The sequence below is a fragment of the Pedococcus sp. P1_H8 genome (assembly GCF_056405175.1).
The window spans coordinates 123,953-150,736 of sequence record NZ_JBFUCP010000009.1; the positions used below are offsets into that span (position 1 = coordinate 123,953).

Here is a 26,784-nt window from a genome sequence, read left to right on the forward strand (position 1 = left end):
CCGGATTTGAGCATTCCCGTCGCGCGGGGCACCCTTGAAGCATGGTCCCCCTCATCATCGGCATGCTCATCTGCGTCGGACTGGCGGTTGCCGTGGTGGCCCTGGTCGCCATTCCAGCGCGTCGTGAGGGCCGCGAGCTCCTGACGCCGCAGGGCGAGGAGCTCATCGCCGTGGTCAAGGAGAAGACCGAGTCGACGCTGGAGAAGACCGGCGACGCGATCACGTCCGCCAAGGAAAAGGTCAGTGACACCGTGACCAGCGGCGGCTCGGGCGACGGCATCGACGACGCTGGCCGTCACCGCGCCGTCTGACACCTGAGGCTGTCTGACACCTGAACCTGACACCTGACACCTGACGCGTTTGCGCAGGTCAGCAGGCAACTGACCGTCGGCACCCATGACATTTGTCATGGGTGCTTTCTGTGCGGTGGCTGGATGCTGGGGCGGACCCGATCGGGTCCTATCCCTCCAGGAGGAGATGCGCGCATGGCATCGTTCACACCCCGAGCCCGCAGGCTGATCGCCGGCGGCGCCGGACTGGCACTGGTTGTCGGCGGAGCCGCCGGCTTCCTCGGCCGGCACGAGCTCAACGAGGCATGGCTGAAGTACCAGTGGCGGGACCGGCACTACAACGCCGCCGTCATGGAGAAGGCGCTGATGATCGCCGGCGGCAACCCCGCCGAGGCACAGAACGAGTCCAAGGAAGCGGTCACGATCGCCGAGCAGTTCGACCAGGCCCGCACCGCTCCCTCGGGGATCGTGGCGCCCGGCGCCTATGGCTCAGCGTTCGCCCAGATGCAGGCCATGCAGCACAGCCCCGGCACCTGGAACGAGGTCACCAAGGTGCCCTACGACGCGGACGACCCGCGCTACCGGGACTGGTACTCCAACTCCTCCGGCGGAGCCGGCCACGTCACCGGACGCATCACGGGCCTCGCGGCTGACGCCGCCAACCACGTGTATGCCGCCGGGGCCGACGGCGGGGTCTGGCGTTCCTCCCAGGGTGGTGGCGGTTGGACGCCCATCGCCGACTCGCTGCCCTCGCTCAGCTCGGGCGACCTGCAGCTGGCGGGTGACGGCTCCCTGTGGTTCGCCACCGGAGAGTCCAACACCGGTGCGACCTCCTACGTGGGCGCCGGTGTCTTCCGCCTGGCCAACCCGACGTCCGGTTCCTTTGCACCGACCGACCGGGTCGGCGGCAAGGAGCTCGAGTCGACCACGATCGGCCGGGTCCGCTGGGGCGGCGGCTCGACCGTCTTCGCCGCGACCAACCGCGGCATCTGGTACCACGCCGCCGGCACCAAGGCCGGCGCCTGGACCTTCGGTTTCGCGCCCAACATGAGCTGGATGCCCGAGATCAAGGACGACGCGGGGAACGTGCTCGTGCCGGCGGGCAGCGACTGGGGAGGCAACACGGCCTCGGGACCCACCAACGCGGCATACAAGAACATCGTCAACGACATCGCGGTGGACCCCAAGAACCCCAAGCACGTGATCGCCGCCCTCGGCTGGCGCTCGGGCGACACCTACAACGGGTTCTACGAGACCAACGACTTCACCACCGGCCCGTCGGGCTGGCACAAGCTGTCGGTGACCCTCGGCAGCATCACGAACACGAGCGACGTGGGCTACACGACGTTCGCGTTCAGCAAGACCGGTGACCGGCTCTACGCGCTGGTGCAGCAGCCGAGCAAGATCGCCGCATCCTCTTCTCTGGCAGGCATTTTCGTCTCCAAGACCGGCTCGCCCAACGGGCCGTGGAACAAGATCGCCGACCAGGCCCAGCTGCACAACAGCGGCTCGGCCCTGGACCGCAAGGGCTACGGCGTGGGCGTGCAGGCCTGGTACAACCAGTTCCTCACCGTCGACCCGGCCAACCGCGACCACGTCTGGGCGGGTCTGGAAGAGGTGTTCGAGACCAAGGACGCCGGTTCGCACTGGTCGGCCGTCTCGCCGTACTGGAACTTCTACTTCCCGTGCTGGAACATCGCCGACAGCAAGAACACCTGCCCGCTGGCGGGTCACCCCGACCAGCACTCCGTGACGGTGGGGACCGCAGGCGGCGCTCCGGTCGTCTTCTTCGGCAACGACGGCGGTGTCTACCGACGCCCGGTCAACGGCGCGGTGAACGCCAACGGCAATGCCACCGACCTGGTGTCGACGACGACGGACGGCACCATGGACGCCCTGCAGTACTACTCGGTCTCCGTGGGTCGTGACACCAAGAACGGCAGTGGTGTCGTGGTCTCGGGTGGCCTGCAGGACAACGGGGTGTCCAACCTGTTCAAGGTCGCCCCGAACGGCACCAACGCCGACACCGGGATGGGCTCGAACTTCGGTGGTGACGGTGGGGACGGCGCCGCTGATCCGGCCAACGGGTGCAACCAGCTGCAGGAATACGTCAACCTCGCGGTGAAGATCACCAACAACTGCGCCCTCAACCCCGGTGCGCTGAGCGAGGCCGACGCGAGCTCGTGGTCACTCGACCCGGGTGACCCGTCGCCTCGCTTCATCGCCCCGATCGCGCTCGACGGCGCAGCCTCCGACCACTTCATCTTCGGCGGTCGCTACGTCTACGTCGGCACCAAGGGCTGGACGGCCACGCGCAGCGCGGCCGACCTGACCAAGGCGTTCGACCTCGGAGCCGGGCACTCGGCGACTGCGGTGGCGATGCAGGGCGGCACGGCCTACGTGTCGTGGTGCGGACCGTGCAACAACGCCGGGTTCGCGCGGGGCATCGCGACCAACGCGGGAGGCACCTGGCACCAGCTCACGTTGGCCGCCAGCTTCCCGCTGCGGTTCGTCCAGGGCCTTGCCATCGACCCCGCCAGTGGAAACCACGCGTATGCCGCGATCAACGGCTTCTCGCGCCGGTTCACCGAAGGCCCCGGCGCGGGTGTCGGTCACGTGTACGAGACGACCGACGGAGGTGCCACGTGGACTGACGTGAGCACCAACCTGCCGGATGTCCCGTCGAGCACCGTCAAGCGCCTGTCCAACGGCGCGCTGGTGGTGGGCACCGACCTTGGTGCCTTCTACCGGGCGCCGGGGGCGACCTCCTGGCAGGTGCTGGGTTCCGGACTGCCGAGCACGGTGGTCATGGACCTGGAGGCTGGTCCTGACGGCAACGTCTACGCCGCCACCCACGGCCGTGGCATCTGGAGCGTGGCCGTTCCCCAGTAGGAGTAACCGCATCATCCGGTGCCGAAGGTGGTCGCCCGGTCTGCGTGGCGCTCCCCGGATGAGAGGATGGCGCGCGTGATCGATCAGCTGTGGGAATGGATTGCCGTCGCCGTCGGGCTCCTCGTGGTCCTGGGCGCGGTGTTGCTGGGACTTCTGCGCGGACGCGGGGGCCGGGGGAAGTCGGCACCCGAGCCGACCCGCGGCACAGGCTCCACTGACGTCCTGCCCGGAGTCGGTGACGACGCCGAACCACCACGCGACGCCCCGAAGCGCTCCATCGAGGACGCCGGCTCGGTCGACACGCTGCCGGCCCCGCCGGCGGAGTCCCTGCCCTCAGCCGAGCCGACGCCGACGCTCGACCGCCCGGACGCGCCGGCGGGACGCCTTCAGCGGCTCCGCGCGCGACTGGCGCGCTCCAACACCGCCCTCGGGCACGGGCTGCTCGCCCTGCTGTCCCGCGGCAAGCTCGACGAAGCCGCGTGGGAGGAGGTCGAGGACACCCTCATCGCCTCCGACCTGGGGGTCGAGGCCAGCACCGAGCTCGTCGAGACGCTGCGTGCCCGGGTCAAGATCGAGGGCACGACCGACGAGGCCACGGTGCGCGGCTGGCTCCGCGAGGACCTGCTGCGGCTGGTCGACCCGACGCTCGACCGCACGGTCGTCAGCTCGCGGGTGGACGGCCGCCCTGCGGTGGTGCTGGTCGTCGGCGTCAACGGCACGGGCAAGACCACCACGGTCGGCAAGCTGGCCCGCGTGCTGGTCGCCGAGGACAAGGACGTCGTGCTCGGCGCCGCCGACACCTTCCGCGCTGCTGCCGCCGACCAGCTGGAGACGTGGGGAGCCCGCGTCGGCGTGCCGACCGTCCGCTCCGACCGTGACGGCGCCGACCCTGCGGCCGTGGCCTTCGACGCCGTCAAGGCAGGGGCCGAGATGGAGGCCGACGTCGTGCTCATCGACACCGCCGGACGGCTCCACAACAAGGTCGGCCTGATGGACGAGCTGGGCAAGGTCAAGCGGGTCATCGAGAAGCAGAGCCCGATCGACGAGGTGCTGCTCGTCCTCGACGCCACCACAGGCCAGAACGGCCTGCGCCAGGCCGAGGTGTTCGCCCAGGTCGTCAATGTGACCGGCATCGTGCTCACCAAGCTCGACGGCACCGCCAAGGGCGGCATCGTGGTCTCGGTGCAGCGCAAGCTCGGCGTCCCCGTCAAGCTCGTGGGGCTGGGGGAAGGTCCGGACGACCTCGCACCGTTCGACCCCGAGGCCTTCGTCGACGCCCTTCTTGCCTGAGGAGCGGCTGACTGGCGGCAACACCGGACTGGTCGTCCGCGTCGGCGACACGGTCCGGCGTCAGGCCGGTCACTGGACCCCCGCCGTCCACGCCCTGCTCGACCACCTCGAGTCGGCCGGCTTCGAGGCCGCACCCCGCGCGATGGGCACCGATGCGCTGGGACGCGAGGTCGCGTCATACCTTGACGGTGTCGCGGGGACGCTGGGACCGGAGCCGCTCGGGACCGAGTTCCAGACGGTGGAGGCGTGCCGCGCGATCGGGGCGTGGTTGCGGGCCTTCCACGATGCGCAGGCGGGTTTCGAACCCGACCCCGCGCTGCCCTGGCGGGTCGTGCCGGGTCGGAGGCTGCGGGCCGGCGAGGTGGTCGTCCACCACGACGTCGGCACCTACAACACCGTGCTGCGCCCCGACGGCTCGTTCGCGGTCATCGACTTCGACTTCGCCTCTCCGGGACGACCGGTCGAGGACCTCGCCTACGCCCTGTGGTCGTGGACGCCGTTGTGGCACGACCAGTCCGCCGTCCGCAGGGAGATGGGAGTGGTCACCCTGGCCGATCGGCTGCACAAGTTCGCGGCGGTCCTGGACGGGTATGCCGCGGATACGGACTTGCGCGCCGAGGTCCCCGACGCGGTGCTGCGCCGCATGGTCGAGCAGTCCCGCACGGTGGAAGACCTTGCAGCGCAAGGAGATCCGGCGTTCGTGCGCATGGTGTCCGAAGGTCATGCCGCGCGCCCACTGCTCGACGCGGCGTGGTTCGAGTCCAGGCGCGAGCTGTTCGCGGCGGCCATCGCCTGACCAACTCCGTCGCGCCGGCACACCAACCGGCAGACCCGTCATGGCTTAGCCTGTGCGCGTGGAAACGGGGGTGGACCGACTCGGTCGAGTGGCGAAGGCGTGGCGCGTGGCTGTCGTCCTCGCCTTCACCGTCGTGTTCTGCGCCGGCTCGCTCGTGGGCAACGACCACTGGTGGCCGTTCGGACCCTGGCGGATGTTCTCGACGTCCCAGGCCGCGACCGGCTCGGTGTGGTCGACCGGCATCGAGGTCCAGACCGCCGACGCGCCAGGGCAGTGGGTGCGCGCGCCACTCACGCCTGAGAACGTCGGCCTGAACCGCGCCGAGGTCGAGGGCCGGATCCCGCAGATCGAGGCCGACCCCTCCCGCCTTGGCACCCTGGCCCGCAGCCACGCCGAGCTGCGCCCGACGGCGGCCGAGTGGACCGCGCTGCGTGTCGTACGCCGCCTGATCGTGGTGGTCGACCGCAAGCCCACCGGCGAGGTCCGCACCGAGGTGCTCGCCCAGTGGGAGGCGCCATGAGCACCGGACGCCGCGCGAGCGGGGCCGGGGCCGACCAGCGCGTGACGCAGGGGTTGTCGGGCTGGCTGTTCGCCCCGATGCCGGTGTCGCGGGTGGCCGCGCTCCGCGTGCTCGTCTTCGCGTTCGTCATCGTCGACGTGGTGCTGCTGCACACGTCCGGCTGGTACCACGGCTACGCAGACCCCGTCTGGTACGAACCGCTCGTCATGGGCAGGGTCCTGCACCTGCCCGCCGCCTCGGTCCTGCTCGTCCAGGTCCTCAAGTGGGGCTGCGTGCTCGCTGCTCTGGCCGCAATGACCGGCCGGGCGCCGCGGTTGCTGGGGTGGACGGTCGCCGTCGGCTGGGTCTGGTACCAGTACATCGCCTTCTCCTACGGCAAGGTCGACCACGACCGGGCAGACTTCGTGGTCGCGCTCGCGCTCCTGCCCACAGTGGGGATGGCCCACCTGTCCGTCCAGCGCCGCAGCGAGGCGGCCGGCTTCGCCCTGCGTGCCGTCCAGCTGGCAGCCATCGCCACCTACTTCCTGTCGTCCTGGGCCAAGGTCCGGTTCGGCGGCTGGGACTGGGTCAACTCGGCGACCATGGTGCGGGCGGTCGTGCGTCGCGGGACGCCGATGGCCCAGTGGCTGCTCGAGGTGCCGTGGACGCTGCACTGGTTCCAATGGGTGCTCATGGGCGCCGAGCTCACCTCGCCGATCATCTTCTTGCTGTCCGAGAAGTGGCGCCGGCGGGTGGTGGGCGGGTGGTTCGTCTTCCACGCCATGACGTACGCCGCGATCACCATCGCCTTCTGGCCGCACCTCGTGATGATGCTCGCCTTCCTCCCCCTCGAGAGGTATGCCGCGTGGCTGCGTTCGCGGGTGGGCCGCCTTCGTGGGGGTCCGCGACCGAGCCCGCTCGCACCTGAGCCTGAGCCCGGGTCGCCACGGCCAGCCGCTCCAGCGTCGCGAGTTTGAAGGATCCCGCGGGTCCTGGTCCGGAGGATGCTTCAAACTCGCGACCGTCAAAGCTCGGATCGCGAGCCGTGACCCCGTCGGCACCGCCGGTTAGGGTCGGTCAGGTGAGCAGAGCTGAGCACGTGGCCGCGTTCCTGTCGGCCGTGGACCTGTCCCTCGACCTGGCTGCTCGCCCCGAGGTGCGCGACGCCTGGGGCCGCGAGAGCGCCTGCGCGGGCATGACGGTGGGAGGTCTCGCCCACCACCTGCTCAAGCAGGCAGGCAACACCGTGCGGGGCCTGCGAGCCACGCCCGACCAGGCCCCTGCCGGTGCCCCGGTGATCGCGCTGCTGGAGCACTACGCCCGGGCTGCCTGGGTCGAGGCGGGTCCGGAGGACGAGGTGAACGTGTCCATCCGGGACGGTGAGAACGACGGCGCCCAGGTCGGTCCCGACGTCGTTCTCGAGCTCGCTGGGGAGTGGGCCGACGACCTTCCGGCCCTGCTCGGGGCATCGCGCGACCCCGACACGATCTTCATCCCGTGGCAGGGCTGGTCGCTGACGACCGAGGACTTCCTGACGACGCGGATGATGGAGTTCGTCGTGCACGGCGACGACCTGGCCGACAGCGTCGGGCTCGACACCCCGACCTACCCCGAGGGTGTCCTCACGCCCGTCCTGGGGTTGCTCACCGGTGTCGCGGTCCGCCGCCACGGCCAGACCGCGGTGGTCCGCGGGCTGAGCCGCCCGCAGCGGGCACCCGCCTCGATCTCGGCGTTCTGACCTCGGCGCGCCCGCGGCATACCCCGCTAGAGTCGCCGGCGTGGAGCCCGACCAAGACCACCTGCCGGCAGCCGTGCTCGCCGAGGCGCAGACGCCCTTGCCCGCCGACATCGCGGGATTCCACGAGGCGCTCCTGCGGGCCGCCGACGGGCACGAACCCATCCGGATGGACCACCTCGTGCACGGCTGGGCGCAGGCGCGGGGGGAACTGCTCCCGGCGCGGGGCGAAGCCGAGCTGCAGCTGCAGGCGGTGCTCGACCGGCGGCTCGGACAGGTGCTGTTGGGGGCCGGCCACCCTGCGGCTGGCCACGTGCTCGCTGAGGCGCTCGCGGCGGCCACGGACTCCGGCGACGAGGTCGAGACCCTGCGCTGCCGGGTGGCGCTGGTTCCGGTCGAGGTCCTGGTCGGAGATCCTGACGCGCTGGCGTCGGGACGCGGCTACGTCGAGCAGCTGCAGTCGTTGGGGGAGCCCGCCCACGCCGCGAGCGGCCTCATGGGTCTGGCCCAGGTCGCGCCGGCCGACGAGGCGCCGGTGATGGTCCTGCGGGCCTCCCACCTCTACGAGCAGGCGGGCGACGGCGGTTGGGCGGCCGAAGCCGCCGTGATGGCAGCGCGGGCGATGGCCGCCACCGACGACCCGCGCGCGGCAGACGTCCTCGAGCGGGCCCGGCGCTTGGTGGACCTCCACGTCACCGTCGAGCTGCGAGTCGCCCTCGCGGAGGTCGAGTCGATGGTGCTGTGGCAGGGCGGCGACCCGCAGACCGCGGCGACCCTGCTCGGTGAGGCCATCGACGCCTGCGAACGGACCGGCCGCCCCGTGGCTCCCGACCTGCGCCTGATGCTCTGCGACATCCTCGTCGAGGGCGAGCAGTGGGAGGCCTTGCGCGCGCCTGCGCAGGCGTTGGTGCAGTTCGGGCGGCTGGTGGACGACGACGAGCTCACCTCGATGGGGGAGCGCTACCTCGCCAGGGCGGACGCTCCCACGATGTGAGACGTGGCGCGGTCCGAAACCTGATGCTTACCCGCACGCGGTTCCGCTAACACGGCTGTAACAAACTCCGGCACGCCCCGAAACGCCGCCCCGTCACAGTTCTGGCCATGACTCCAGCACTGCTGCCAGTGGCAGACCCCACGATCAACGAGGCCGCGACCGCCTTCATGCTCGTCGCCGCCTCGATGGTCCTGCTCATGACCCCAGGTCTCGCGCTGTTCTACGGCGGCATGACGCGAGCCAAGTCCGTCCTCAACATGATCATGATGTCGTTCGGGGCCCTCGGCGTCGTCGGCGTCATCTACGTGTTGTGGGGCTACTCCATGTCCTTCGGCAACCTGCAGGACGGCTCGTCCGACATCGCCGGCCTGTTCACCAACCCCTTCCACCTGTTCGGCCTCAAGAACGTCATCGGTGAGGACGGCTCGCGACTGATCGACGTGTTCGGCGTCGACGTGTTCATCCCCGAGACCGTCTTCGTCGGCTTCCAGCTCACCTTCGCCGTCATCACCGTCGCGCTGATCAGCGGCGCCGTCGCTGACCGCGTCAAGTTCAGCACCTGGCTGGTCTTCTCCGGCATCTGGGCGACCATCGTCTACTTCCCGATCTCGCACATGGTGTGGGGCGGCGGAGTCCTGTCCGGCGCGGAGGGCGGCCTGTCGGCCAAGATCTTCGGCGCGACCGACGGCGTGGCCAACGTGCTGCCGATCGACTTCGCCGGTGGCACGGTCGTGCACATCAACGCCGGTATCGCGGGTCTGGTGCTCGCACTCATCGTCGGCAAGCGGCTCGGCTTCGGCAGCCAGGCGATGCGCCCGCACAACGTGCCGGTCGTGATGCTCGGCGCGGGTCTGCTGTGGTTCGGCTGGTTCGGGTTCAACGCGGGCTCCGAGCTCGCGGCGGACGGCCTCGCCTCGACGGTGTGGCTCAACACCACCGCCGCCACCTGTGCCGCGATGCTCGGGTGGCTCCTCGTGGAGAAGATCCGCGACGGCCACGCCACGTCGATCGGTGGCGCCTCGGGCGTCGTCGCCGGCCTGGTCGCCATCACCCCGGCCTGCGGCGCGCTGTCGCCGCTGGGTTCGCTCATCCTCGGTGTGGTCGCCGGTGGCCTGTCCGCCCTCGCGGTCGGCCTGAAGTACCGCTTCGGCTACGACGACAGCCTCGACGTGGTCGGTGTCCACCTGGTCGCCGGTCTCTGGGGCACCATCGGTGCGGGTCTGCTCGCCACCGGGGCGGGTCTGTTCTACGGCGGCGGCGCCAAGCAGCTGGTCGTGCAGATCATCATCGCGTTCGCGTCGCTGCTCATCAGTGGCATCCTGACTGCGGTGATCGCGCTGGCCCTGAAGTACACCCTGGGCTGGAGGGTCACCGAGGACGTCGAGTCCGACGGCATCGACCAGAGCGAGCACGGCGAGTCGGCCTACGAGCTCAGCGGGTTCACCGGCGGCCGGTTCGGCTCCTCCGGTGCAGTCTCGACCTCGTCCGCCAAGCCTGCCAAGACCCCTGAGGGAGCGTCCGCATGAAGCTCGTGACCGCGATCATCAAGCCCCACCAGCTCGACGAGGTGAAGGAGGCCCTGGAGGCCTACGGCATCTCCGGCATGACCGTCAGCGAGGCGTCCGGCTACGGTCGGCAGCGCGGACACAGCGAGGTCTACCGCGGTGCCGAGTACACCGTCGACTTCGTGCCGAAGGTGCGGGTGGAGGTCCTCGTCGACGACATCGACGCCACCTCGGTGGCCGACGTCATCCTCAAGGCGGCTCAGACCGGCCGGATCGGCGACGGCAAGATCTGGACCATCCCCGTCGAGGACGTGGTCCGGGTCCGCACCGGAGAACGCGGCGTCGACGCCCTCTAACCCGATCCAACAAGCAACACAACCACTGGGTATGGCGCCCGGTCCCGTTCGCGGGGCCGGGCGCCTTCACGCGCCCCAACCCGGACTTCTGGCCACGGGTGCCGCAGGAAGGGGCGGGATCGGCGCCCGCACCCAGCACAGGCGGCCAGAAGTCGGGGCGGGGAGGGCACGAGGATGATGCGGCCGTGCGCGGCATACGTCTAACACGGGCGTAACACGACGGCTCACGTTCGGAAACGTCGAAGGGGCACGGTGGAGCACGTGACGATCGAGCAGACCGACCTGGCGGCCCGCCGCCTCGACCTGGCGGGGGCCAGGGGCTTCGACGCCCCCGGCGCGGGCCAGGTCCGCCGCGACGCCATCGCGACCCTGACCCGAGGCTGGCTCGGCGAGGTCTGGAAGGTGGCCCTCGACGGCAGGTCGACCGAAGGGATCGCCCTGGCCGCGGTCGGTAGCCTCGCGCGGGGTGACGCCGGGCCGCTCAGCGACGTCGACCTGGTCCTGCTGCACTACGGACGCTCGCTCAGCGGTGACGACCTGCGCGGCCTGGCCGACCGGGTCTGGTACCCCGTCTGGGACGCCGGGGTGAAGCTCGACCACGCCGTGCGCACCGTCAACCAGTGCCGGACCGTCGCGTCCGGCGACCTCGCGGCGGCCGTCGGCCTGCTCGACCTGCAGTGCGTGGCAGGCGACGCCGAGGTGGTCGCCGCCGCCCGCTCGACCGTCGCGCACGACTGGCGCGCGAACGCCCGTCGCCGGCTGCCGCAGCTCGTCGAGAGCCTCAAGGCCAGGCACGCCCGGCACGGCGAGCTCGCCCAGAGCCTCGAACCCGACCTCAAGGAGGCCCACGGCGGCCTGCGCGACATGACGGTGCTCGGTGCCCTCGTGGCCGCCTGGCTCACCGACCGCCCCCACGTCGGGGTGGACGAGGCGCACCAGACCCTGCTCGACGCGCGTGACGCCGTCCACGTGGTCACCGGCCGCGGCCGCGACCGGCTCACCCGTGAGGACCACGACGCCGTGTCAGCGCTGCTCGGCCACAGCGACCCCGACGAGATGATGACGTCGGTCGCCGACGCCGGCCGGACCATCGCCTACGCCCTCGACGGCACGGTGCGCCGCGCCGGGCAGTCCCAGAGGGCCCGCACCCTGCGGGTCGGGCCGCGGCGGCCGCAGCTCAACCCCCTCGGGTTCGGCATGTTCGAGCACGACGGTGAGGTGGTCCTCGGCCCGCGCAGCACCCTGTCGACCGACCCGCTCCTGCCCCTGCGCGCGGCAGTCGTCGCAGCCCGCAGCCACCTGCCCATCGCCCCGACCACGCTGGCCAACCTCGCCGGTCAGGCGCCGACGTTGCCCGAGCCGTGGCCGGAGATCGCCCGCGACCTGTTCGCCGACCTGTTGGCCACCGGTCCCGGCCTCATCGCCGTCTGGGAAGGGCTCGACCAGGCCGGCATCATCGACCGCTGGCTGCCGGAGTGGGCGGCCGTGCGCTCCCGCCCGCAGCGCAGCGCCGTGCACCGCCACACCGTCGACCGGCACCTCATCGAGACCGTCGTCCTCGCGGGGGGACTGGTGCGCGGGGTCACCCGCGCCGACCTGCTGTTGCTGGCCGCGCTGCTGCACGACATCGGCAAGATCCGCGGCGCCCACGACCACTCGGCCACGGGAGCCCCCCTCGCCAGGACCATCGCGACGAGGCTGGGCTACCCGGCTGCGGACGTCGAGGTCCTCACCACGCTGGTCCGTGAGCACCTCACGCTCATCGACCTCGCGACCCGCCGCGACCACCAGGACGCCGGCACGGTCACCGCGGCCCGGGCCGCGGTGGGCGGGTCGCGCGACGTGTTCGACCTGCTCGTCGCCCTGACCGAGGCCGACGCGAGCGCCGCCGGCCCGCAGGCCTGGACCGACTGGCGGGCGACCCTCCTGGCCCAGCTCGCCGAAGGAGCCCGCAAGGGCTGGGAGGAAGGCAGCGTGCCACCGCAGGCCGAGACCACCACCGTCGACCAGGCCGACCTCGAGTCGGTGGCGGCAGGCGAGCCGCGGGTCGTCATCCGACCGCAGGGCGGGTCCTACCGCATCGACGTCTTCGACCGTGACCGGCTGGGGCTGTTCGCCGACACGGCTGGTCTGCTCGCGGCATACGGGCTGGTCGTCCGCACCGCCATCCTGCGCACGATCGACGGCGTCGCCGCCAACGAGTGGCACGTGGAGAACCCGAGCGGCGAGCCGCCCCAGGAGGAGCGGATCGTGCGTGGCCTCGAGCGGCTCGCGCAAGGTGACCGCGGCCCGCTGGGCCTCCTCGAGCGGCGCCGGGCGTTCGCGGCCCGACCCAGCGGCGAGTCCGGGACGGGGTCGCCGGGCCAGGCGCGGGCCCTCGTCGTGCCCCACGCCTCCGAGGAGGCGACGGTCATCGAGGTGCGCGCCCAGGACCGTCCCGGCCTGCTGCACGAGCTGGGGATCGGGTTCGCGAAGGCCGGACTGTCGGTGCGTTCCGCGCACATCGCCACGTATGCCGGTCAGACCCTGGACACGTTCTACCTCACCGAGTTCGGTGGCCGGCTCCTGTCGCCGGCCAAGGTGGCGCAGACGGTGGCAATGGTGATCGACACCTGCGACGGGGCCGCGCCGTCCTAGACCACGAGGTGGTGTGCCTGACGCGGACCCAGGGCTGCGTGTCAGGCACCCAACCCCGGGTCGATTAACCTTGGGCCCGTGTTCACCTCACTCTCCGACCGCCTGACAGCCACCTTCAAGAACCTGCGGGGCAAGGGGCGGCTGTCCGAGTCCGACGTCAACGCGACGGTCCGCGACATCCGGCTCGCCCTGCTCGACGCCGACGTGTCGCTGCCTGTCGTCAAGGCCTTCACCCACGCCGTGCGCGAGCGGGCCCTCGGTGCAGAGGTGTCGGGGGCGCTCAACCCCGGACAGCAGGTCGTCAAGATCGTCAACGAGGAGCTCGTCGGCATCCTCGGTGGCCAGACGCGCACCATCGCGTTCGCCAAGAACCCGCCGACCGTGATCATGCTCGCCGGTCTGCAGGGTGCCGGCAAGACCACCCTCGCCGGCAAGCTCGCCCGCTGGCTCAAGGAGCAGGGCCACACCCCCCTCCTCGTGGCCGCCGACCTGCAGCGTCCCAACGCCGTCACCCAGCTCGAGGTCGTCGGTGAGCGCGCGGGCGTGCCTGTCTTCGCTCCCGAGCGCGGCAACATCGGGGGCCACGACGCCGTCGGCCCGACGGGTGAGGGCACGCGATCGTTCGGCGACCCGGTCTCGGTCAGCCGAGCCGGGATCGAGCAGGCCCGCCGCGCCCAGCACGACGTGGTCATCGTCGACACCGCCGGGCGGCTGGCCGTCGACGCCAACCTCATGCAGCAGGCTGCCGACATCCGCACGGCGATCGAGCCCGACGAGGTCCTGTTCGTCATCGACGCGATGATCGGCCAAGCCGCTGTCGACACGGCCCTGGCGTTCCAGGCGGGCGTCGACTTCACCGGCGTCGTGCTCTCCAAGCTCGACGGTGACGCCCGTGGTGGTGCCGCCCTGTCCGTCGCGTCGGTGACCGGTCGCCCGATCATGTTCGCCAGCACCGGTGAGGGCGTGAAGGACTTCGAGGTCTTCCACCCCGACCGGATGGCCTCGCGCATCCTCGACATGGGTGACGTCCTCACCCTCATCGAGCAGGCGGAGAAGGCGTTCGACCGCAGCCAGGCCGAGGAGATGCAGCGCAAGTTCCTCGCCGAGGAGGACTTCACCTTCGACGACTTCCTGCAGCAGATGTCGGCGCTCAAGAAGATGGGCGGCATGAAGGCGATGCTCGGCATGATGCCGGGCATGGGCCAGATGAAGGCCCAGCTCGACAACCTCGACCCGCGCGAGTTCGACCGCATCGAGGCGATGGTCCGGTCGATGACACCGTTCGAACGCACCCACTCCAAGCAGATCAACGGGTCGCGCCGACTGCGCATCGCGAAGGGCTCGGGTGTGCAGGTGTCCGAGGTGAACGGGCTGCTCGAGCGGTTCACCGAGGCACAGAAGATGATGAAGCAGCTCGCGCGTGGTGGCGGCATCCCGGGGATGCCCGGCATCCCGGGCATGGGTGGCGGCAAGAAGGGCCGCCAGCAGCCGCCCCAGCGCAAGAAGTCCAAGTCCGGCAACCCGGCCAAGCGGGCCGCCGAGGAGCGGGCAGCCCTCGAGAAGGGCGCGGCTGTCAAGGCGAGCGGCGGCGGGGCCGCGTTCGGGGGAGGCGCCGGGGACGGCGGCATACCTGCTGACCTCGACCCCAACCAGCTGCCCGCAGGCTTCGAGAAGTTCCTCGGCAGGTGAGCCACGCAGCACCGCTGCACACCCTGTCGGTCGGCACCGCGGGACCGCGAATCGCCTTTCTCCACGGGCTTTTCGGGCAAGGCCGCAACTGGTCGCAGATCGCCAAGGCGCTCGCCGGCCCCGACGGCAGCGGCGCCCGCAGCACCCTGGTCGACCTCCCGGACCACGGCCGGTCCCCGTGGTCGCAGGAGTTCTCCTTCGAGGGGTATGCCGCGGCCGTCGCCGACACCCTGCGCGGCATCGACGCTGACGCGTCGTGGGTGGTCGTGGGGCACTCCCTGGGCGGCAAGACCGCGATGCTGCTCGCCCTCGAGCACCCCGAGCTGGTGTCGAGGCTGGTCGTCGTCGACATCGCGCCCAAGAGCTACGGCAGCCTGGAGCGGTTCAGCGGCTACATCGAGGAGATGCAACGGCTGCCGCTGGGGGAGCTGACCAGCAGGCGTGACGCCGAGGCACGCTTCGAGGAACCCGACCCTGGCGTGAAGGCGTTCCTGCTGCAGAACCTGCGGCGCCACGGAGAGTCGTGGCGCTGGCAGGCCAACCTCGAGCTGTTCGCGGCCGATGCCGCCACGGGAACGGGTTCGACGATCGCGGCGTGGCCCGAGTCTGCCGCCGCGCTCCCGCCGTTCGCCGGGCCGGTCCTGTGGATCGCCGGCTCGGACTCGACCTACATCACCGACCAGGACCTCCCGACGATGCGGGCCATGTTCCCCAAGGTGCGTCAGCTGACCGTCAAGGGTGCGACGCACTGGGTGCACACGGATGCGCCGGAGGTCGTCGTCGAGGCGATCCGCCGCTTCGTCCAGCCGCTCACCGGGACCCACTGACACCTGACCCAGACCGGAGCGGCGCTGGATAGGGTCGGTTCATGGCAACGGTGCTGCACCTGCAGGGTGAGGTCCTCGTCGGACCCGAGGACGTGCGCCCCGAGGCATGGGTGGTCGGCGGGCGGCTGACCTTCGACCGGCCGAGCGGGAGCGGATCCGACGTGCAGACGCTGCGCGGCTATGTCCTCCCCGGCCTCGTCGACGCCCACTGCCACGTCGGGCTCGATGCCCACGGCGCCGTGGACGATGCGACCGCAGAGGCCCAGGCGCTGGCCGACCGCGAGGCCGGGACGTTGCTCATCCGCGACGCCGGCTCGCCTGCCGACACCCGGTGGATCGACGAGCGCGACGACCTGCCCAAGGTCATCCGCGCCGGCCGCCACATCGCGCGCACCCGTCGCTACATCCGCAACTACGCCCACGAGATCGAGCCTGACCAGCTCGTCGAGCGGGTCCGGATCGAGGCCCGCGCGGGTGACGGCTGGGTCAAGCTGGTGGGGGACTGGATCGACCGCGACGCCGGCGACCTCACGCCCTGCTGGCCGGTCGACGTGCTCACCGATGCGATCGCCGCCGCCCACGAGGAGGGCGCCAGGGTGACCGCCCACTGCTTCGGCGAGGCCTCGCTCTACGACTTCGCGGCGGCGGGCACTGACTGCATCGAGCACGCGACCGGGTTGGAGGCCGAGACCATCGCGCAGTTCGCGGAGCAGCAGATCGCGATCGTGCCGACCCTGGTCAACATCGCGACCTTCCCGTCGGTCGCCGCACCCGCGAAGGAGAGGTTCCCCGACTACCACCGCCGGATGCTCGCGCTCCACGAACGCCGGTACGCCACGATCGGCGCGGCCCGTGACGCCGGCATCCCCATCTATCTGGGCACCGACGCGGGCGGCTCGCTGCGGCACGGCCTCGTGGCGGACGAGGCCCACGAGCTGACCAAGGCGGGGCTGTCCACCGACGAGGCCCTGTATGCCGCGACCTGGGGTGCACGCGCCTGGCTCGGCCGTCCGGGGCTGGAAGAGGGCGCCGACGCCGACCTCGTGGTCTACGCGGCAGACCCGCGGCTCGAGATCCGTGCGCTCGCGGCCCCCGAGCACGTCGTCCTGCGAGGCCGCGACTTCTCCTGACCCCCCGCCTCCCCTTTATCGGGTTTAGGGGGAAAGTTGCGCTTCGCCCGAGTTGCGTTCTCGGGTCAAGCGCAACAAAGTCCCTAAACCCGATAAAGGTGACGGGGGCATGGGGTGGTGCGTCGCGGCATACCGGAGCGGCTTTCCACGATGCGAGACATAAGGCTACGTTATTTGACCGATAACTAATTGCTATCCAAACTCCTAGTTGTCACATAGGAGATGCGCACGGTGCGCATCCACCGCCACACGGCAACCAAGGAGCTCCCGATGAAGTCGACCCGTCGTCACCCCCGCCTCGCCCTGGCCGCCGCCGCGACCGTCGGCGCGATGGTGATGACGGCCTGTGCCGGTGGCGGAGCCAGCGACACCGTGGGTGCCGCCGCGGACGCCGAGAATGCCGCCGCCAAGACGGGAACGATCAACCTCTTCGCGTATGCCGTGCCGAAGGTCGGCTACGACAAGGTGATCCCCGCGTTCACCAAGACCGCGGCCGGCAAGGGCGTGCAGTTCCAGCAGTCCTACGGCGCGTCGGGTGACCAGTCGCGCAAGGTGGCGGCAGGAGCCACGGCCGACTTCGTGAACTTCTCGGTCGAGCCGGACATCACCCGCCTCGTCGACGCGGGGCTGGTCGCCAAGGACTGGAACGCCAACCAGTACAAGGGGATCCCGTTCGGCTCGGTCGTCACGATCATCGTCCGCAAGGGCAACCCCAAGGGGATCAAGGACTGGGACGACCTGCTCAAGCCGGGTGTCGAGGTGGTCACCCCCAACCCGTTCAGCTCGGGCAGCGCCAAGTGGAACCTGCTGGCGCCGTATGCCGCGAAGAGCGACGGCGGGAAGGACCCCAAGGCGGGCCTCGCCTTCATCGAGCAGCTCGTGACGGGCCACGTCAAGGTGCAGCCGAAGTCGGGACGCGAGGCGACCGAGACGTTCCTGCAGGGCACCGGCGACGTGCTGCTCAGCTATGAGAACGAGGCGTTGTTCGCCGAGCGCAGCGGTGACCCGGTGGAGCACGTCACGCCGCCGACCACCTTCAAGATCGAGAACCCCACCGCTGTCCTGAGCAAGAGCCCGAACCTCGCGAAGGCCACGGCCTTCAACGACTACCTCTTCACGCCGGAGGCCCAGAAGCTCTGGGCCCAGGCAGGTTTCCGCCCGGTCGACCCGACGGTGGCCAAGGAGTTCGCGGCCGACTTCCCGGCGCCCCAGAAGCTCTGGACCATCGACGACCTGGGTGGCTGGAAGACGATCGACGGCACGCTCTTCAAGAAGGAGACCGGCTCCATCGCCGTCATCTACGACAAGGCCACGTCGTAGGCCATGACCGCGACCACGCAGCGCGCGCGCAGGGACGACACCTCCTCCGGGGTGGCGTCCCTGCCGCCGCGCGCAGACACCCCTCGTGACCGACTCTCGCTCGCCCGACCCCTCGCGCGACCTCTCGGCATCGGCCTGGTGGGCCTGTGGCTGAGCGTTCTGGTCCTGCTCCCGCTCGCGGCGCTCACCGTCACCTCCCTCGGCGAGGGGGTGGGCGGCTTCTGGGAGGCCGTCACCGCGCCGGTCGCCCTCGCCTCGCTGCGCGTGACCGTCCTCGTCGCTGCCGTCGTCGCGGTCGTCAACGCCGTGATGGGCACGCTCATCGCCTGGGTGCTGGTGCGCGACGACTTCCGGGGCAAGCGCGTCGTCAACGCCCTGATCGACCTACCCTTCGCCCTGCCCACCATCGTCGCCAGCATCGTGCTGCTCTCGCTCTACGGGCCGAACAGCCCGCTCCACATCCACCTCAACGCCACCCAGCCCGGACTCATCGTCGCACTGGCCTTCGTGACGCTGCCGTTCGTCGTCCGGTCGGTGCAGCCGGTCCTCATCGAGGCCGACCGCGAGGTCGAGGAGGCAGCGGCCTCCCTCGGAGCGTCGAACTGGACGACCTTCCGCAGGGTCGTCCTGCCGACCCTGGCCCCCGCCCTGATCAGCGGCACCGGACTGGCGTTCGCGCGCGCGATCGGGGAGTACGGCTCGGTCGTGCTCATCGGCGGGAACATCCCACGCGAGACCCAGGTCGCCTCGCAGTACATCCAGCAGCAGATCGAGATCGACCGACCACTGAACGCCGCCGCGGTGTCCGTCGCGCTGCTGGTGATCGCGTTCGCCACCTTGTTCGTGCTGCGCCTGTTCGCCGGGCGCAGCCTGCGCCGCGAGGAGGAGGCCCAGTGAAGACCTCCACTGCCGCCCGGATCGGCCTGCGCACGGTTGCGCTCGGCTACCTCGTGCTCCTGCTCGCCGTCCCCATCGTGCTCATCCTCGTGCGCACGTTCGGGGAGGGCGTGGGGGCGTTCCTCGAGTCGATCAGGACACCCGCGGCGATCTCGGCGCTCAACCTGTCGCTGCTGATCGTGGCGATCGTGGTGCCGCTCAACGTGGTGTTCGGGGTGGGCACGGCGCTGGCCCTGGTGCGTGGACGGTTCCGCGGACGGGGCCTGGTCCAGGCGGTCGTGGACCTGCCGTTCGCGGTGTCGCCGATCGTCATCGGGGTGTCGCTCATCCTGCTCTGGGGAGCTGACGGCTGGTTCGGCGGTCTCGAACGGCTCGGCTTCAAGGTCATCTTCGGGCTGCCGGGCATGGTCATCGCCACACTGTTCGTCACCCTGCCGTTCGTCGTGCGCGAGGTGGAGCCGGTGCTCCACGAGATCGGCACCGAGCAGGAGCAGGCCGCGTCCACCCTCGGTGCCAGCTCGTGGCAGACGTTCTGGCGGATCACGCTGCCGGCGATCCGCTGGGGACTCACGTACGGCGTCGTCCTCACGATCGCCCGGGCGCTGGGGGAGTTCGGCGCCGTGATCATGGTCAGCTCCGGCTTCCCGGGGGTCTCCCAGACGCTCACCCTGCTGGTCCACTCCCGCTACATCGACGACCACAACACCTACGGCGCCTACGCCGCGGCCACCCTGCTCATGGGCCTGGCCGTGCTGACGCTGCTCGGCATGACCGCGCTCGACCGCAAGAGGAGAACCACATGATCACCGTCATCGACGCCCGCAAGCACTACGGCGACTTCGCCGCCCTCGACGACGTGACCCTGGACATCCCGGCGGGCTCGCTCACCGCCCTGCTCGGGCCGAGTGGCTCCGGCAAGTCGACGCTGCTGCGCTCGATCGCAGGGCTGGAGCAGCTCGACGGCGGACGCATCGTCATCGGCGGGCGGGACGTGACCGGGGTGTCCCCGCAGAAGCGCGGCATCGGGTTCGTGTTCCAGCACTACGCCGCGTTCAAGCACATGACGGTCCGCGACAACGTCGCCTTCGGCCTGACCATCCGCAAGCGGCCCAAGGCCGAGATCGCGCGCAAGGTCGACGACCTGCTCGAGATCGTCGGGCTCGACGGCTTCCAGCACCGCTACCCCGCGCAGCTGTCGGGTGGGCAGCGCCAGCGGATGGCGCTCGCCCGAGCCCTCGCGGTCGACCCGGAGGTGCTCCTGCTCGACGAACCCTTCGGTGCCCTCGACGCCAAGGTGCGCGCGGACCTGCGCCAGTGGCTGCGGAGGCTGCACGACGAGGTCCACGTCACGACAGTCCTCGTCACGCACGACCAGGAGGAGGCGCTCGACGTCGCCGACCGCATCGCGGTGCTCAACAAGGGCCGCATCGAGCAGGTGGGCGACCCCGTGACCCTCTACGACCGCCCTGCCAACGACTTCGTCATGTCCTTCCTCGGCTCGGTGGCCCGCCTCGGCGGCCAGCTGGTCCGTCCCCACGACATCGCGCTCGACCGGAGCCGGGAACGTGCGCAGGCCCAGGACGCCCGGGTCGGCGGCTCGCCCGGCGTCGTCGAAGCGGTCGTCGAACGCGTCGTGCGCCTCGGCTTCGAGGTGCGGATCGACCTGCGCACAGATGCGGGCGTGCGCTTCGCGGCGCAGGTGACCCGCGCCGAGGCCGATGCCCTCGGCCTCGTCGAGGGCGAGACCGTCTTCGCCCGAGCGACGACGCGGCCCGACGCGGCGGAGGTCGAGCCGGCCCTCGCCATCTGAGCGGGCGCCCCCCCAACCTTGGTATGCCGTGCACGGCCTCACGCTGCCGCGCAGGTCCCAGTGCCTCCAGTGGCGGGGGGTGCGACACAATGCCCGGGTGGACATCTCGGCACGCACTGAGTACGCGGTCCGAGCCATGCTCATCCTCGCCGAGGCGGCGACGATGTCAGCCGGCCCGGTGAGCGTCGAGACGCTGTCCTACCGGCAGACCCTGCCGCGCAAGTTCCTCGAGGCCATCGTCGCCGACCTCAAGACCGCCGATCTGGTCAGGAGCACGAGGGGCGCTCGCGGCGGCTACTCCCTCGCCCGCGAGCCGCGGGACATCTCCCTCGGCGACGTGTTCCGTGCGGTGGACGGGCCACTCGCAGAGGTGAGGGGGCTGCGGCCGCACGAGACGGCATACCAGGGGGTTGCCGAGCACCTGCCCACCGTCTGGGTGGCCGTGCGGGCCAGCCTGCGCTCGGTGCTCGACGAGACCAGCCTCGCGGCGGTCCTCTCCGGCAACCTCCCCGAGCGGGTCGCGGCCCTCGCCGCCGACCCCGACGCCTGGCGCAGCCGCTGATGGCGCACGACCACTCGGACCACCCGGCCGGGAAGCACGCCGCGCACCGCTCGCTCGCCGACCCGTCGCGTGACGTCGGACCGGGGATCGATCCGGACGACCTCGCGACCGCGCTGCGGGTGCTCGAGGAGCTCGCCGAGCTCGACGGTGACCACCCCGACATCCAGACCGTCAAGCGGGCCACCGGCCGGATGTACAAGCGGGTGCGCAAGGCCCGGCGTCGCGAGGCGAAGCAACCCCAGGTCGACCACGACGAGGCGATCCTGGCTCAGACCGCCACCGGGTCCCCGATGCGGATCGACGACGAGACCAAGGGCATCCCGCTCGTGTCGACGACGCGAGGCGCGCACGCCGGCGAGCTCCTCAAGGCGCGCAACTGCTACATCTGCAAGGCGGAGTACACCCTCGTCGACGCCTTCTACCACTGGCTGTGCCCCGACTGCGCGGCGCTGAGCCACACCAAGCGTGAGCAGCGCACCGACCTGACGGGCAAGCGAGCCCTGCTCACCGGCGGGCGCGCGAAGATCGGCATGTACATCGCGCTCCTGCTGCTGCGGGACGGCGCCCACCTCACCATCACCACGCGGTTCCCGCACGATGCGGCGAGACGCTTTGCAGCACAGGAGGATTCACACTCCTGGATCCACCGGCTCAAGGTCGTCGGCATCGACCTGCGCGACCCCACCCAGGTCGTCGCCCTGGCCGACGAGGTCGCCGCCGCCGGCCCGCTCGACATCCTCATCAACAACGCCGCCCAGACGGTGCGCCGCACCCCAGGCGCCTACTCCCACCTCGTCGAGGGGGAGTCGGTCCCGCTCCCGGGAGACATCGCGCTGCCCGAGCTGGTCACCTTCGACCGGATCAGCGAGGCCCACCCCGCCAACCTGCTGGGCACGTTGCGCGAGCACAAGGTGGCGCACCACGAGGGCGAGTCCGAGCGCGAGGCGGCGCAGGCGCTCGCCCAGCGCTCGGCCGCGTCGATGACGTCGATGGCACTGTCCGCCGGCCACGCCAGCCTCGAGGCCCATCTCGCCGGGACGGCGGTCGACGCCGGGGGTTTGCTGCCCGACACCCAGGTCAACAACTCGTGGACGCAGAAGGTCGAGGAGGTCGACCCGCTCGAGCTGCTCGAGGTGCAGCTGTGCAACGCGACGGCCCCGTTCATCCTCGTCTCGCGGCTCCGGCCGTCGATGCGGGCGGCGGTGGCGGCTGGTGCCAGGCGGGCCTACGTCGTGAACGTGTCGGCCATGGAGGGCCAGTTCTCGCGCCGCTACAAGGGCGCCGGCCACCCACACACCAACATGGCCAAGGCGGCGTTGAACATGCTGACCCGCACGAGCGCGGGGGAGATGTTCGAGACCGACCGGATCCTGATGACCGCCGTGGACACGGGCTGGATCACCGACGAGCGCCCGCACCACGAGAAGCTGCGCATCGCCGCCGAGGGCTGGCACGCCCCGCTGGACCTCGTCGACGGGGCCGCCCGCGTCTACGACCCGATCGTCCGGGGCGAAGCCGGCGAGGACGTCTACGGCTGCTTCGTCAAGGACTTCGAACCCAGCCCCTGGTGACGGCGGGAGACCACCAAGCAGGGGAGCGGCGACGTGTTGCCGGCTGGTCGTCACGAACCACCCGGATCGGGGGTCTGGTGACCAGCGGAGAGCAACAAGTCGGGGGGAGCCGCGCAGGCGGGTGAGTGCGCGGCATACCGTCGCGTGGTGCTCAGGCCCGTTTGGCCGGCGAGGTCGCCGTGGTCGGGAGCACGCCGAGGGTCTGGCAGAATGGTGGGCTGTACCCGTCCAGGCACGGGCTCGGTCCCGCACCGGAGCCTCCTGGCTGGAACGCCTACACCGAGTTCCGGTACCCCGCGTGAATCCTGCGCGGTCTCGCCGTGCTCACAACCAGAAACAGGAGACACCACCACCGTGGCCGTCAAGATTCGTCTGAAGCGCATGGGCAAGATCCATGCTCCGTTCTACCGCGTCGTCGTCATGGACTCGCGCGCCAAGCGCGATGGCCGGGCCATCGAGGAGATCGGCAAGTACCACCCCACCGAGGAGCCCTCGGTCATCGACATCAGCTCCGACCGGGCGCAGTACTGGCTGGGCCAGGGCGCGCAGCCGACCGAGGCCGTCGCCGCTCTGCTCAAGATCACCGGTGACTGGCAGAAGTACAAGGGCGAGCCCGGCACCGAGGGCACCCTGCGCGTCAAGGCTGCCAAGCCGTCCAAGAAGGAGCTGTACGACGCGGCCATCGCCGCGGCGGGCAAGTCCGAGGCCGGCGCCGACGGGGCCACCACCCCGAAGAAAAAGGCCGCCAAGAAGGCTGACGAGGCCCCGGCCGAGACCGCCAAGGTCGAGGACAAGCCCGCCAAGGCCGACAAGGCCGACAACGCTGACAAGGCCGACGAGGCCAAGGTCGAGGCCCCGGCCGAGGCCGCAGAGGTCGCCGTCGAGGAGCCCAAGGCTGCTGACGAGGCCCCCAAGGCTGACGACGCGAAGGCTGAGACCGAGGAGGCCCCCGTGGCCGCCGAGGCCGACGCCGACGCCGCGGACAAGGCCTGACCGTGCTGGAAGAGGCGCTCGAGCACCTCGTCAAGGGCATCGTCGACCACAAGGACGAGGTGGCCGTGCGACGCAAGGAGCTCCGCCGTGGTGAGGTGCTCGAGGTCCGGGTCCACCCCGAAGACCTCGGTCGCGTGATCGGTCGCTCCGGTCGCACCGCAAGCGCCCTGCGCACCGTCATGGGTGCGCTGGCAGGCGGCCAGAACGTCCGGGTCGACATCGTCGACACCGACCGCGTGCGCTGACGCTCCGTCGACAGCTGACGCAGTCACGAAGGGCCACCGGGCTACCCGGTGGCCCTTCGTGCGTCCCCACCAGCCCGTGGTACTTCCCACCAGCCCGGGGTGCCTCCCGCTGCCCCTTCGTCGTGCCAGCCTCGCAACCCCTGAGAGGATCAACCCATGCCTGCCGACTCCAGACTCCTCGTCGCCCGCATCGGCAAGCCGCACGGCCTGCACGGTGAGGTGACCGTCCAGACCCACACCGATGACCCCGAGGCGAGGTACGTCCCCGGCGTGGCGTACGAGACCGAGGCAGTCGCCGGTTCGGGGGTGCCGAAGTCGCTGACCCTGCGCTCGGCCCGGCTGCACCAGCAGACCTGGCTGCTCGGCTTCGAGGAGATCCCGGACCGCACGGGAGCCGAGTCCCTGCGCGGCACCCGGCTGTTCATCGACGCCGAGGCGGCGGTGGCGGAGGACGAGGACGACGCGTGGTACGAGGACGAGCTCGTGGGTCTCGCGGCAGTCGACCCCCACGGCGCCGTCCTGGGGGAGGTCAGCGGACTGCGCACCGGTGCGGTCCAGGACCAGCTCGTGCTGCGACTGACCGATGGGTCCGAGGCGCTCGTCCCGTTCGTCGAGGCCATCGTGCCCGAGGTGGACGTCGAGGGCGGCCGCGTCGTCGTCGATGCCCCGCCCGGACTGCTCGAGCTCAACGCCGAATGACGGCAGCGTGAACTCGTGATCATCGATGTCGTCTCCATCTTCCCGGAGTACCTCGCACCGCTCGACCTCTCGCTCATCGGGAAGGCGCGCCGCGACGGGCTGCTCGACCTGCGGGTGCACGACCTGCGCGAGTTCGCCCACGACCGGCACCGCAGCGTCGACGACACGCCCTACGGCGGCGGCGCCGGCATGGTGATGAAGCCACAGCCCTGGGCCGAGGCGCTCGACCACGTGGTCGACTCGGCCGAGGACGGCGCGCGCCCGCGCGTGGTCGTCCCCGGTCCGGGAGGTATGCCGTTCACGCAGGCGTTGGCGCGCGAGCTCGCCGAGGAGCCGTGGCTGGCATTCGCCTGCGGCCGATACGAGGGTATCGACGAACGCGTCTACGAGTACGCCGCACAGGACCTCGGCCTCGAGGTGTCGGTGATCTCGCTGGGGGACTACGTGCTCAACGGCGGAGAGGTAGCGGTGCTGGCCATGGTCGAGGCCGTGGCGCGGCTGCTGCCGGGCGTCATCGGCAACGCCGAGTCGCTGGTCGAGGAGTCCCACGAGGACGGTCTGCTCGAGTACCCCGTCTACACCAAGCCGGCGTCCTGGGAGTCCGCTCCGGGCGTCACCCGCGAGGTGCCTGCGGTCCTGCTGTCCGGTGACCACGGCGCCATCGCCGCGTGGCGGCACCAGCAGCGGCTCGACCGCACGGCGGCCCGCCGTCCCGACCTGCTGCACGCGTCCCAGGCCGTGCACGCATCGGCCGGCGCAGACGGGCTGGACGGACTGGACGTCGCTGTCGCCACTGCGGCAGATGCCCCCGAGCTGATGACCCTGGGCCGCGCCTGCTGGCTCAGTGAGGCGCAGGCCAACGACTCGCTCACGATCCCGCCGCTCGTCGAGACCCTGCCCGAGGTCGTGGCCGGCATCGCCGAGTGGCAGACCTGGACCGTCCGCGCCGGCGGACGTCTGGTCGGGTCGGTGCGGGGTCGCCGCGCCCCGACCGAAAGCACGCTGTGGCAGGTGGGCCGGCTCATGGTGGCCCCAGACCTGCAGGGGCGCGGACTGGGTCGTGCCCTGCTCGCGTTCGCGGAGGCGCAGGCGCCGACGGGCACGGCGGCATACTGGCTCAACACCGGCACCCGCAGCGAACGCAACCTGCGGATCTACCGCAAGGCGGGCTACCGCGTGCAGCCGGGCGAGGGCGCCTTCCCGGGCACCGTCGACCTGGTCAAGCCGCGCCGCTGACCCGCTCGCTGGCGTAGAGCCGGTACACCGCGTAGGCCGCCACCGCGCACAGCAGGTGCCACGCGGCATGCCCCTGCAGGAGCGAGTCCGGGTGGCAGAAGGGCGTCCCGTCCTTGGCGACATTCCAGATCCCGAAGGCCAGGGCCAGTGCGCCGGCCGACGCGAAACCCCAGCGGATGTCCCGGTGAGAGGCGCCTCGGCGCCACAGGACCACCTCGCCGGCCAGGGCCACGAGCAGGAACGCCCCGAACGCGAGGTTGGCGGCGATGTCGACGACAGGCACGTGCCCCGGGAGGCGTTCGACGAGCTCGCAGACGCCCACCACGGCGACGAACAGACCCGCGAAGAAGCCGTCACCGCGGTGCAGGCAGCGGGTCACGGCGTAGGACGAGGCGAACGCCGCGACGAGGTACATGCTCAGCAGGTCCAGGTGGCCGCCGAGGGCGCTCTGGGTGGCGTGCATCGCCGCACTGCCCGGCCCGAGCAGCACGACGACCACGCCGAAGGCCGCCGCGAGGCGCGGTTTGGCCAGGATCGTGGTGCGGGGAGCCCCGGCCCGCCACGCGATGGCGAGACCCGCGATGACGAACCCGACGTTGCTGAGCGTGTTGGCGGGCTGCAGCACGACCCCGTCGCGGGCGGCCTCGCAGAACCGGTCGCCGCGGCCGACGTCCGGGCCGAGCCAGCCGTTGACCGTGGCGAGCCCGAGCAGCGTGACCGAGACGACCGCCACCGTGCAGGCCAGCGCGAATGCCCGCAGATCCCGCAGTTCGTCCGGTGGCATGCCGTGAGTATGCCGCCGCGTGGCCGG

The 26,784-nt window shown here is 70.9% G+C and carries 24 protein-coding genes and 2 pseudogenes; 25 read left to right on the forward strand and 1 reads right to left on the reverse strand.

Annotated features, from left to right (window positions below; translation table 11 throughout):
• Nucleotides 1–41 precede the first annotated feature (41 nt).
• The 25 genes and pseudogenes from AC1DYG_RS14665 to trmD all read left to right on the forward strand — a co-directional run bounded on the left by AC1DYG_RS14665 (nt 42) and on the right by trmD (nt 25,973).
• Nucleotides 42–311, forward strand: a complete 270-nt coding sequence (locus tag AC1DYG_RS14665; protein ID WP_477640599.1) for a hypothetical protein — start codon at nt 42–44, stop codon at nt 309–311.
• Between the two features lie 174 nt (nt 312–485).
• Nucleotides 486–3,182: a WD40/YVTN/BNR-like repeat-containing protein gene (locus AC1DYG_RS14670; protein WP_477640600.1), complete on the forward strand. Its 2,697-nt coding sequence runs from the start codon at nt 486–488 to the stop codon at nt 3,180–3,182.
• Between the two features lie 66 nt (nt 3,183–3,248).
• Nucleotides 3,249–4,472 carry a signal recognition particle-docking protein FtsY gene (gene ftsY, locus AC1DYG_RS14675; RefSeq protein WP_477640601.1) on the forward strand — a complete coding sequence of 408 codons (1,224 nt, stop codon included), beginning with the start codon at nt 3,249–3,251 and terminating at the stop codon, nt 4,470–4,472.
• A complete protein-coding gene (locus AC1DYG_RS14680) occupies nt 4,465–5,268 on the forward strand; it encodes a phosphotransferase (RefSeq protein ID WP_477640602.1) in 804 nt (267 codons plus the stop codon). The genes ftsY and AC1DYG_RS14680 overlap by 8 nt, the downstream gene beginning before the upstream one ends.
• Nucleotides 5,269–5,326: 58 nt before the next feature.
• On the forward strand, nt 5,327–5,788 hold the full coding sequence (locus AC1DYG_RS14685) for a hypothetical protein (RefSeq protein ID WP_477640603.1): 462 nt from the start codon (nt 5,327–5,329) through the stop codon (nt 5,786–5,788).
• A complete protein-coding gene (locus AC1DYG_RS14690) occupies nt 5,785–6,744 on the forward strand; it encodes a hypothetical protein (protein WP_477640604.1) in 960 nt (319 codons plus the stop codon). Before AC1DYG_RS14685 ends, AC1DYG_RS14690 begins: the two co-directional genes overlap by 4 nt.
• Before the next feature lie 104 nt (nt 6,745–6,848).
• Nucleotides 6,849–7,505: a maleylpyruvate isomerase N-terminal domain-containing protein gene (locus AC1DYG_RS14695; protein WP_477640605.1), complete on the forward strand. Its 657-nt coding sequence runs from the start codon at nt 6,849–6,851 to the stop codon at nt 7,503–7,505.
• 40 nt (nt 7,506–7,545) lie between these two features.
• Nucleotides 7,546–8,496 carry a hypothetical protein gene (locus AC1DYG_RS14700; protein WP_477640606.1) on the forward strand — a complete coding sequence of 317 codons (951 nt, stop codon included), beginning with the start codon at nt 7,546–7,548 and terminating at the stop codon, nt 8,494–8,496.
• A gap of 107 nt (nt 8,497–8,603) precedes the next feature.
• Nucleotides 8,604–10,022, forward strand: a complete 1,419-nt coding sequence (locus AC1DYG_RS14705) for an ammonium transporter (RefSeq protein WP_477640607.1) — start codon at nt 8,604–8,606, stop codon at nt 10,020–10,022.
• Nucleotides 10,019–10,357, forward strand: a complete 339-nt coding sequence (locus tag AC1DYG_RS14710) for a P-II family nitrogen regulator (RefSeq protein ID WP_344131170.1) — start codon at nt 10,019–10,021, stop codon at nt 10,355–10,357. Before AC1DYG_RS14705 ends, AC1DYG_RS14710 begins: the two co-directional genes overlap by 4 nt.
• A 261-nt stretch (nt 10,358–10,618) precedes the next feature.
• Complete coding sequence (locus AC1DYG_RS14715; protein ID WP_477640608.1) at nt 10,619–12,994, forward strand: [protein-PII] uridylyltransferase; 2,376 nt, start codon at nt 10,619–10,621, stop codon at nt 12,992–12,994.
• 78 nt (nt 12,995–13,072) lie between these two features.
• A complete protein-coding gene (gene ffh / locus AC1DYG_RS14720) occupies nt 13,073–14,683 on the forward strand; it encodes a signal recognition particle protein (protein WP_477640609.1) in 1,611 nt (536 codons plus the stop codon).
• Entirely contained in the window at nt 14,680–15,510 is an 831-nt protein-coding gene (locus AC1DYG_RS14725) for an alpha/beta fold hydrolase (RefSeq protein ID WP_477640610.1), read from the forward strand. Before ffh ends, AC1DYG_RS14725 begins: the two co-directional genes overlap by 4 nt.
• A gap of 41 nt (nt 15,511–15,551) precedes the next feature.
• Nucleotides 15,552–16,640, forward strand: coding sequence for an amidohydrolase family protein (locus AC1DYG_RS14730; RefSeq protein ID WP_477640611.1), 1,089 nt, complete (start codon nt 15,552–15,554; stop codon nt 16,638–16,640).
• A gap of 222 nt (nt 16,641–16,862) precedes the next feature.
• Nucleotides 16,863–17,960 (forward strand): sulfate ABC transporter substrate-binding protein, encoded by a 1,098-nt coding sequence (locus AC1DYG_RS14735; RefSeq protein WP_477640612.1) that lies wholly within the window; start codon nt 16,863–16,865, stop codon nt 17,958–17,960.
• Nucleotides 17,961–17,963: 3 nt separating this feature from the next.
• On the forward strand, nt 17,964–18,857 hold the full coding sequence (gene cysT, locus AC1DYG_RS14740; protein WP_477640613.1) for a sulfate ABC transporter permease subunit CysT: 894 nt from the start codon (nt 17,964–17,966) through the stop codon (nt 18,855–18,857).
• Nucleotides 18,854–19,660 carry a sulfate ABC transporter permease subunit CysW gene (gene cysW, locus AC1DYG_RS14745; RefSeq protein ID WP_477640614.1) on the forward strand — a complete coding sequence of 269 codons (807 nt, stop codon included), beginning with the start codon at nt 18,854–18,856 and terminating at the stop codon, nt 19,658–19,660. Before cysT ends, cysW begins: the two co-directional genes overlap by 4 nt.
• Nucleotides 19,657–20,310 (forward strand): annotated as a pseudogene (locus tag AC1DYG_RS14750) (sulfate/molybdate ABC transporter ATP-binding protein); the annotation flags it as partial. The gene cysW and the pseudogene AC1DYG_RS14750, both read left to right, overlap by 4 nt.
• A gap of 30 nt (nt 20,311–20,340) precedes the next feature.
• Nucleotides 20,341–20,667 (forward strand): TOBE-like domain-containing protein, encoded by a 327-nt coding sequence (locus AC1DYG_RS14755; protein ID WP_477640682.1) that lies wholly within the window; start codon nt 20,341–20,343, stop codon nt 20,665–20,667.
• Nucleotides 20,668–20,764: 97 nt separating this feature from the next.
• Complete coding sequence (locus AC1DYG_RS14760; RefSeq protein WP_477640615.1) at nt 20,765–21,229, forward strand: RrF2 family transcriptional regulator; 465 nt, start codon at nt 20,765–20,767, stop codon at nt 21,227–21,229.
• Nucleotides 21,229–22,800 carry an SDR family NAD(P)-dependent oxidoreductase gene (locus AC1DYG_RS14765; RefSeq protein WP_477640616.1) on the forward strand — a complete coding sequence of 524 codons (1,572 nt, stop codon included), beginning with the start codon at nt 21,229–21,231 and terminating at the stop codon, nt 22,798–22,800. The genes AC1DYG_RS14760 and AC1DYG_RS14765 overlap by 1 nt, the downstream gene beginning before the upstream one ends.
• Before the next feature lie 354 nt (nt 22,801–23,154).
• Nucleotides 23,155–23,673 (forward strand): annotated as a pseudogene (gene rpsP / locus AC1DYG_RS14770) (30S ribosomal protein S16); the annotation flags it as partial.
• 122 nt (nt 23,674–23,795) lie between these two features.
• Nucleotides 23,796–24,038, forward strand: coding sequence for an RNA-binding protein (locus tag AC1DYG_RS14775; RefSeq protein ID WP_140741550.1), 243 nt, complete (start codon nt 23,796–23,798; stop codon nt 24,036–24,038).
• A gap of 156 nt (nt 24,039–24,194) precedes the next feature.
• The gene (gene rimM, locus AC1DYG_RS14780; protein ID WP_477640617.1) at nt 24,195–24,737 is read left to right on the forward strand and encodes a ribosome maturation factor RimM; all 543 of its coding nucleotides are present in this window, start codon (nt 24,195–24,197) and stop codon (nt 24,735–24,737) included.
• A gap of 15 nt (nt 24,738–24,752) precedes the next feature.
• Entirely contained in the window at nt 24,753–25,973 is a 1,221-nt protein-coding gene (trmD, locus tag AC1DYG_RS14785) for a tRNA (guanosine(37)-N1)-methyltransferase TrmD (protein WP_477640618.1), read from the forward strand.
• Here trmD and AC1DYG_RS14790 read toward each other — a convergent pair.
• A complete protein-coding gene (locus tag AC1DYG_RS14790; RefSeq protein ID WP_477640619.1) occupies nt 25,957–26,757 on the reverse strand; it encodes a ceramidase domain-containing protein in 801 nt (266 codons plus the stop codon). The two genes, trmD and AC1DYG_RS14790, sit on opposite strands and share 17 nt — an antisense overlap.
• Nucleotides 26,758–26,784: the final 27 nt, after the last annotated feature.

Coding starts and splice junctions, on each gene's coding strand:
- AC1DYG_RS14665 (WP_477640599.1), top strand. CDS start 42: ATGGTCCCCCTCATCATCGGCATGCTCATCTGCGTCGGACTGGCGGTT.
- AC1DYG_RS14670 (WP_477640600.1), top strand. CDS start 486: ATGGCATCGTTCACACCCCGAGCCCGCAGGCTGATCGCCGGCGGCGCC.
- ftsY (WP_477640601.1), top strand. CDS start 3,249: ATGGCGCGCGTGATCGATCAGCTGTGGGAATGGATTGCCGTCGCCGTC.
- AC1DYG_RS14690 (WP_477640604.1), top strand. CDS start 5,785: ATGAGCACCGGACGCCGCGCGAGCGGGGCCGGGGCCGACCAGCGCGTG.
- AC1DYG_RS14705 (WP_477640607.1), top strand. CDS start 8,604: ATGACTCCAGCACTGCTGCCAGTGGCAGACCCCACGATCAACGAGGCC.
- AC1DYG_RS14710 (WP_344131170.1), top strand. CDS start 10,019: ATGAAGCTCGTGACCGCGATCATCAAGCCCCACCAGCTCGACGAGGTG.
- AC1DYG_RS14730 (WP_477640611.1), top strand. CDS start 15,552: ATGGCAACGGTGCTGCACCTGCAGGGTGAGGTCCTCGTCGGACCCGAG.
- AC1DYG_RS14735 (WP_477640612.1), top strand. CDS start 16,863: ATGCGCACGGTGCGCATCCACCGCCACACGGCAACCAAGGAGCTCCCG.
- cysT (WP_477640613.1), top strand. CDS start 17,964: ATGACCGCGACCACGCAGCGCGCGCGCAGGGACGACACCTCCTCCGGG.
- AC1DYG_RS14755 (WP_477640682.1), top strand. CDS start 20,341: ATGTCCTTCCTCGGCTCGGTGGCCCGCCTCGGCGGCCAGCTGGTCCGT.
- AC1DYG_RS14765 (WP_477640616.1), top strand. CDS start 21,229: ATGGCGCACGACCACTCGGACCACCCGGCCGGGAAGCACGCCGCGCAC.
- rimM (WP_477640617.1), top strand. CDS start 24,195: ATGCCTGCCGACTCCAGACTCCTCGTCGCCCGCATCGGCAAGCCGCAC.
- AC1DYG_RS14790 (WP_477640619.1), bottom strand. CDS start 26,757: ATGCCACCGGACGAACTGCGGGATCTGCGGGCATTCGCGCTGGCCTGC.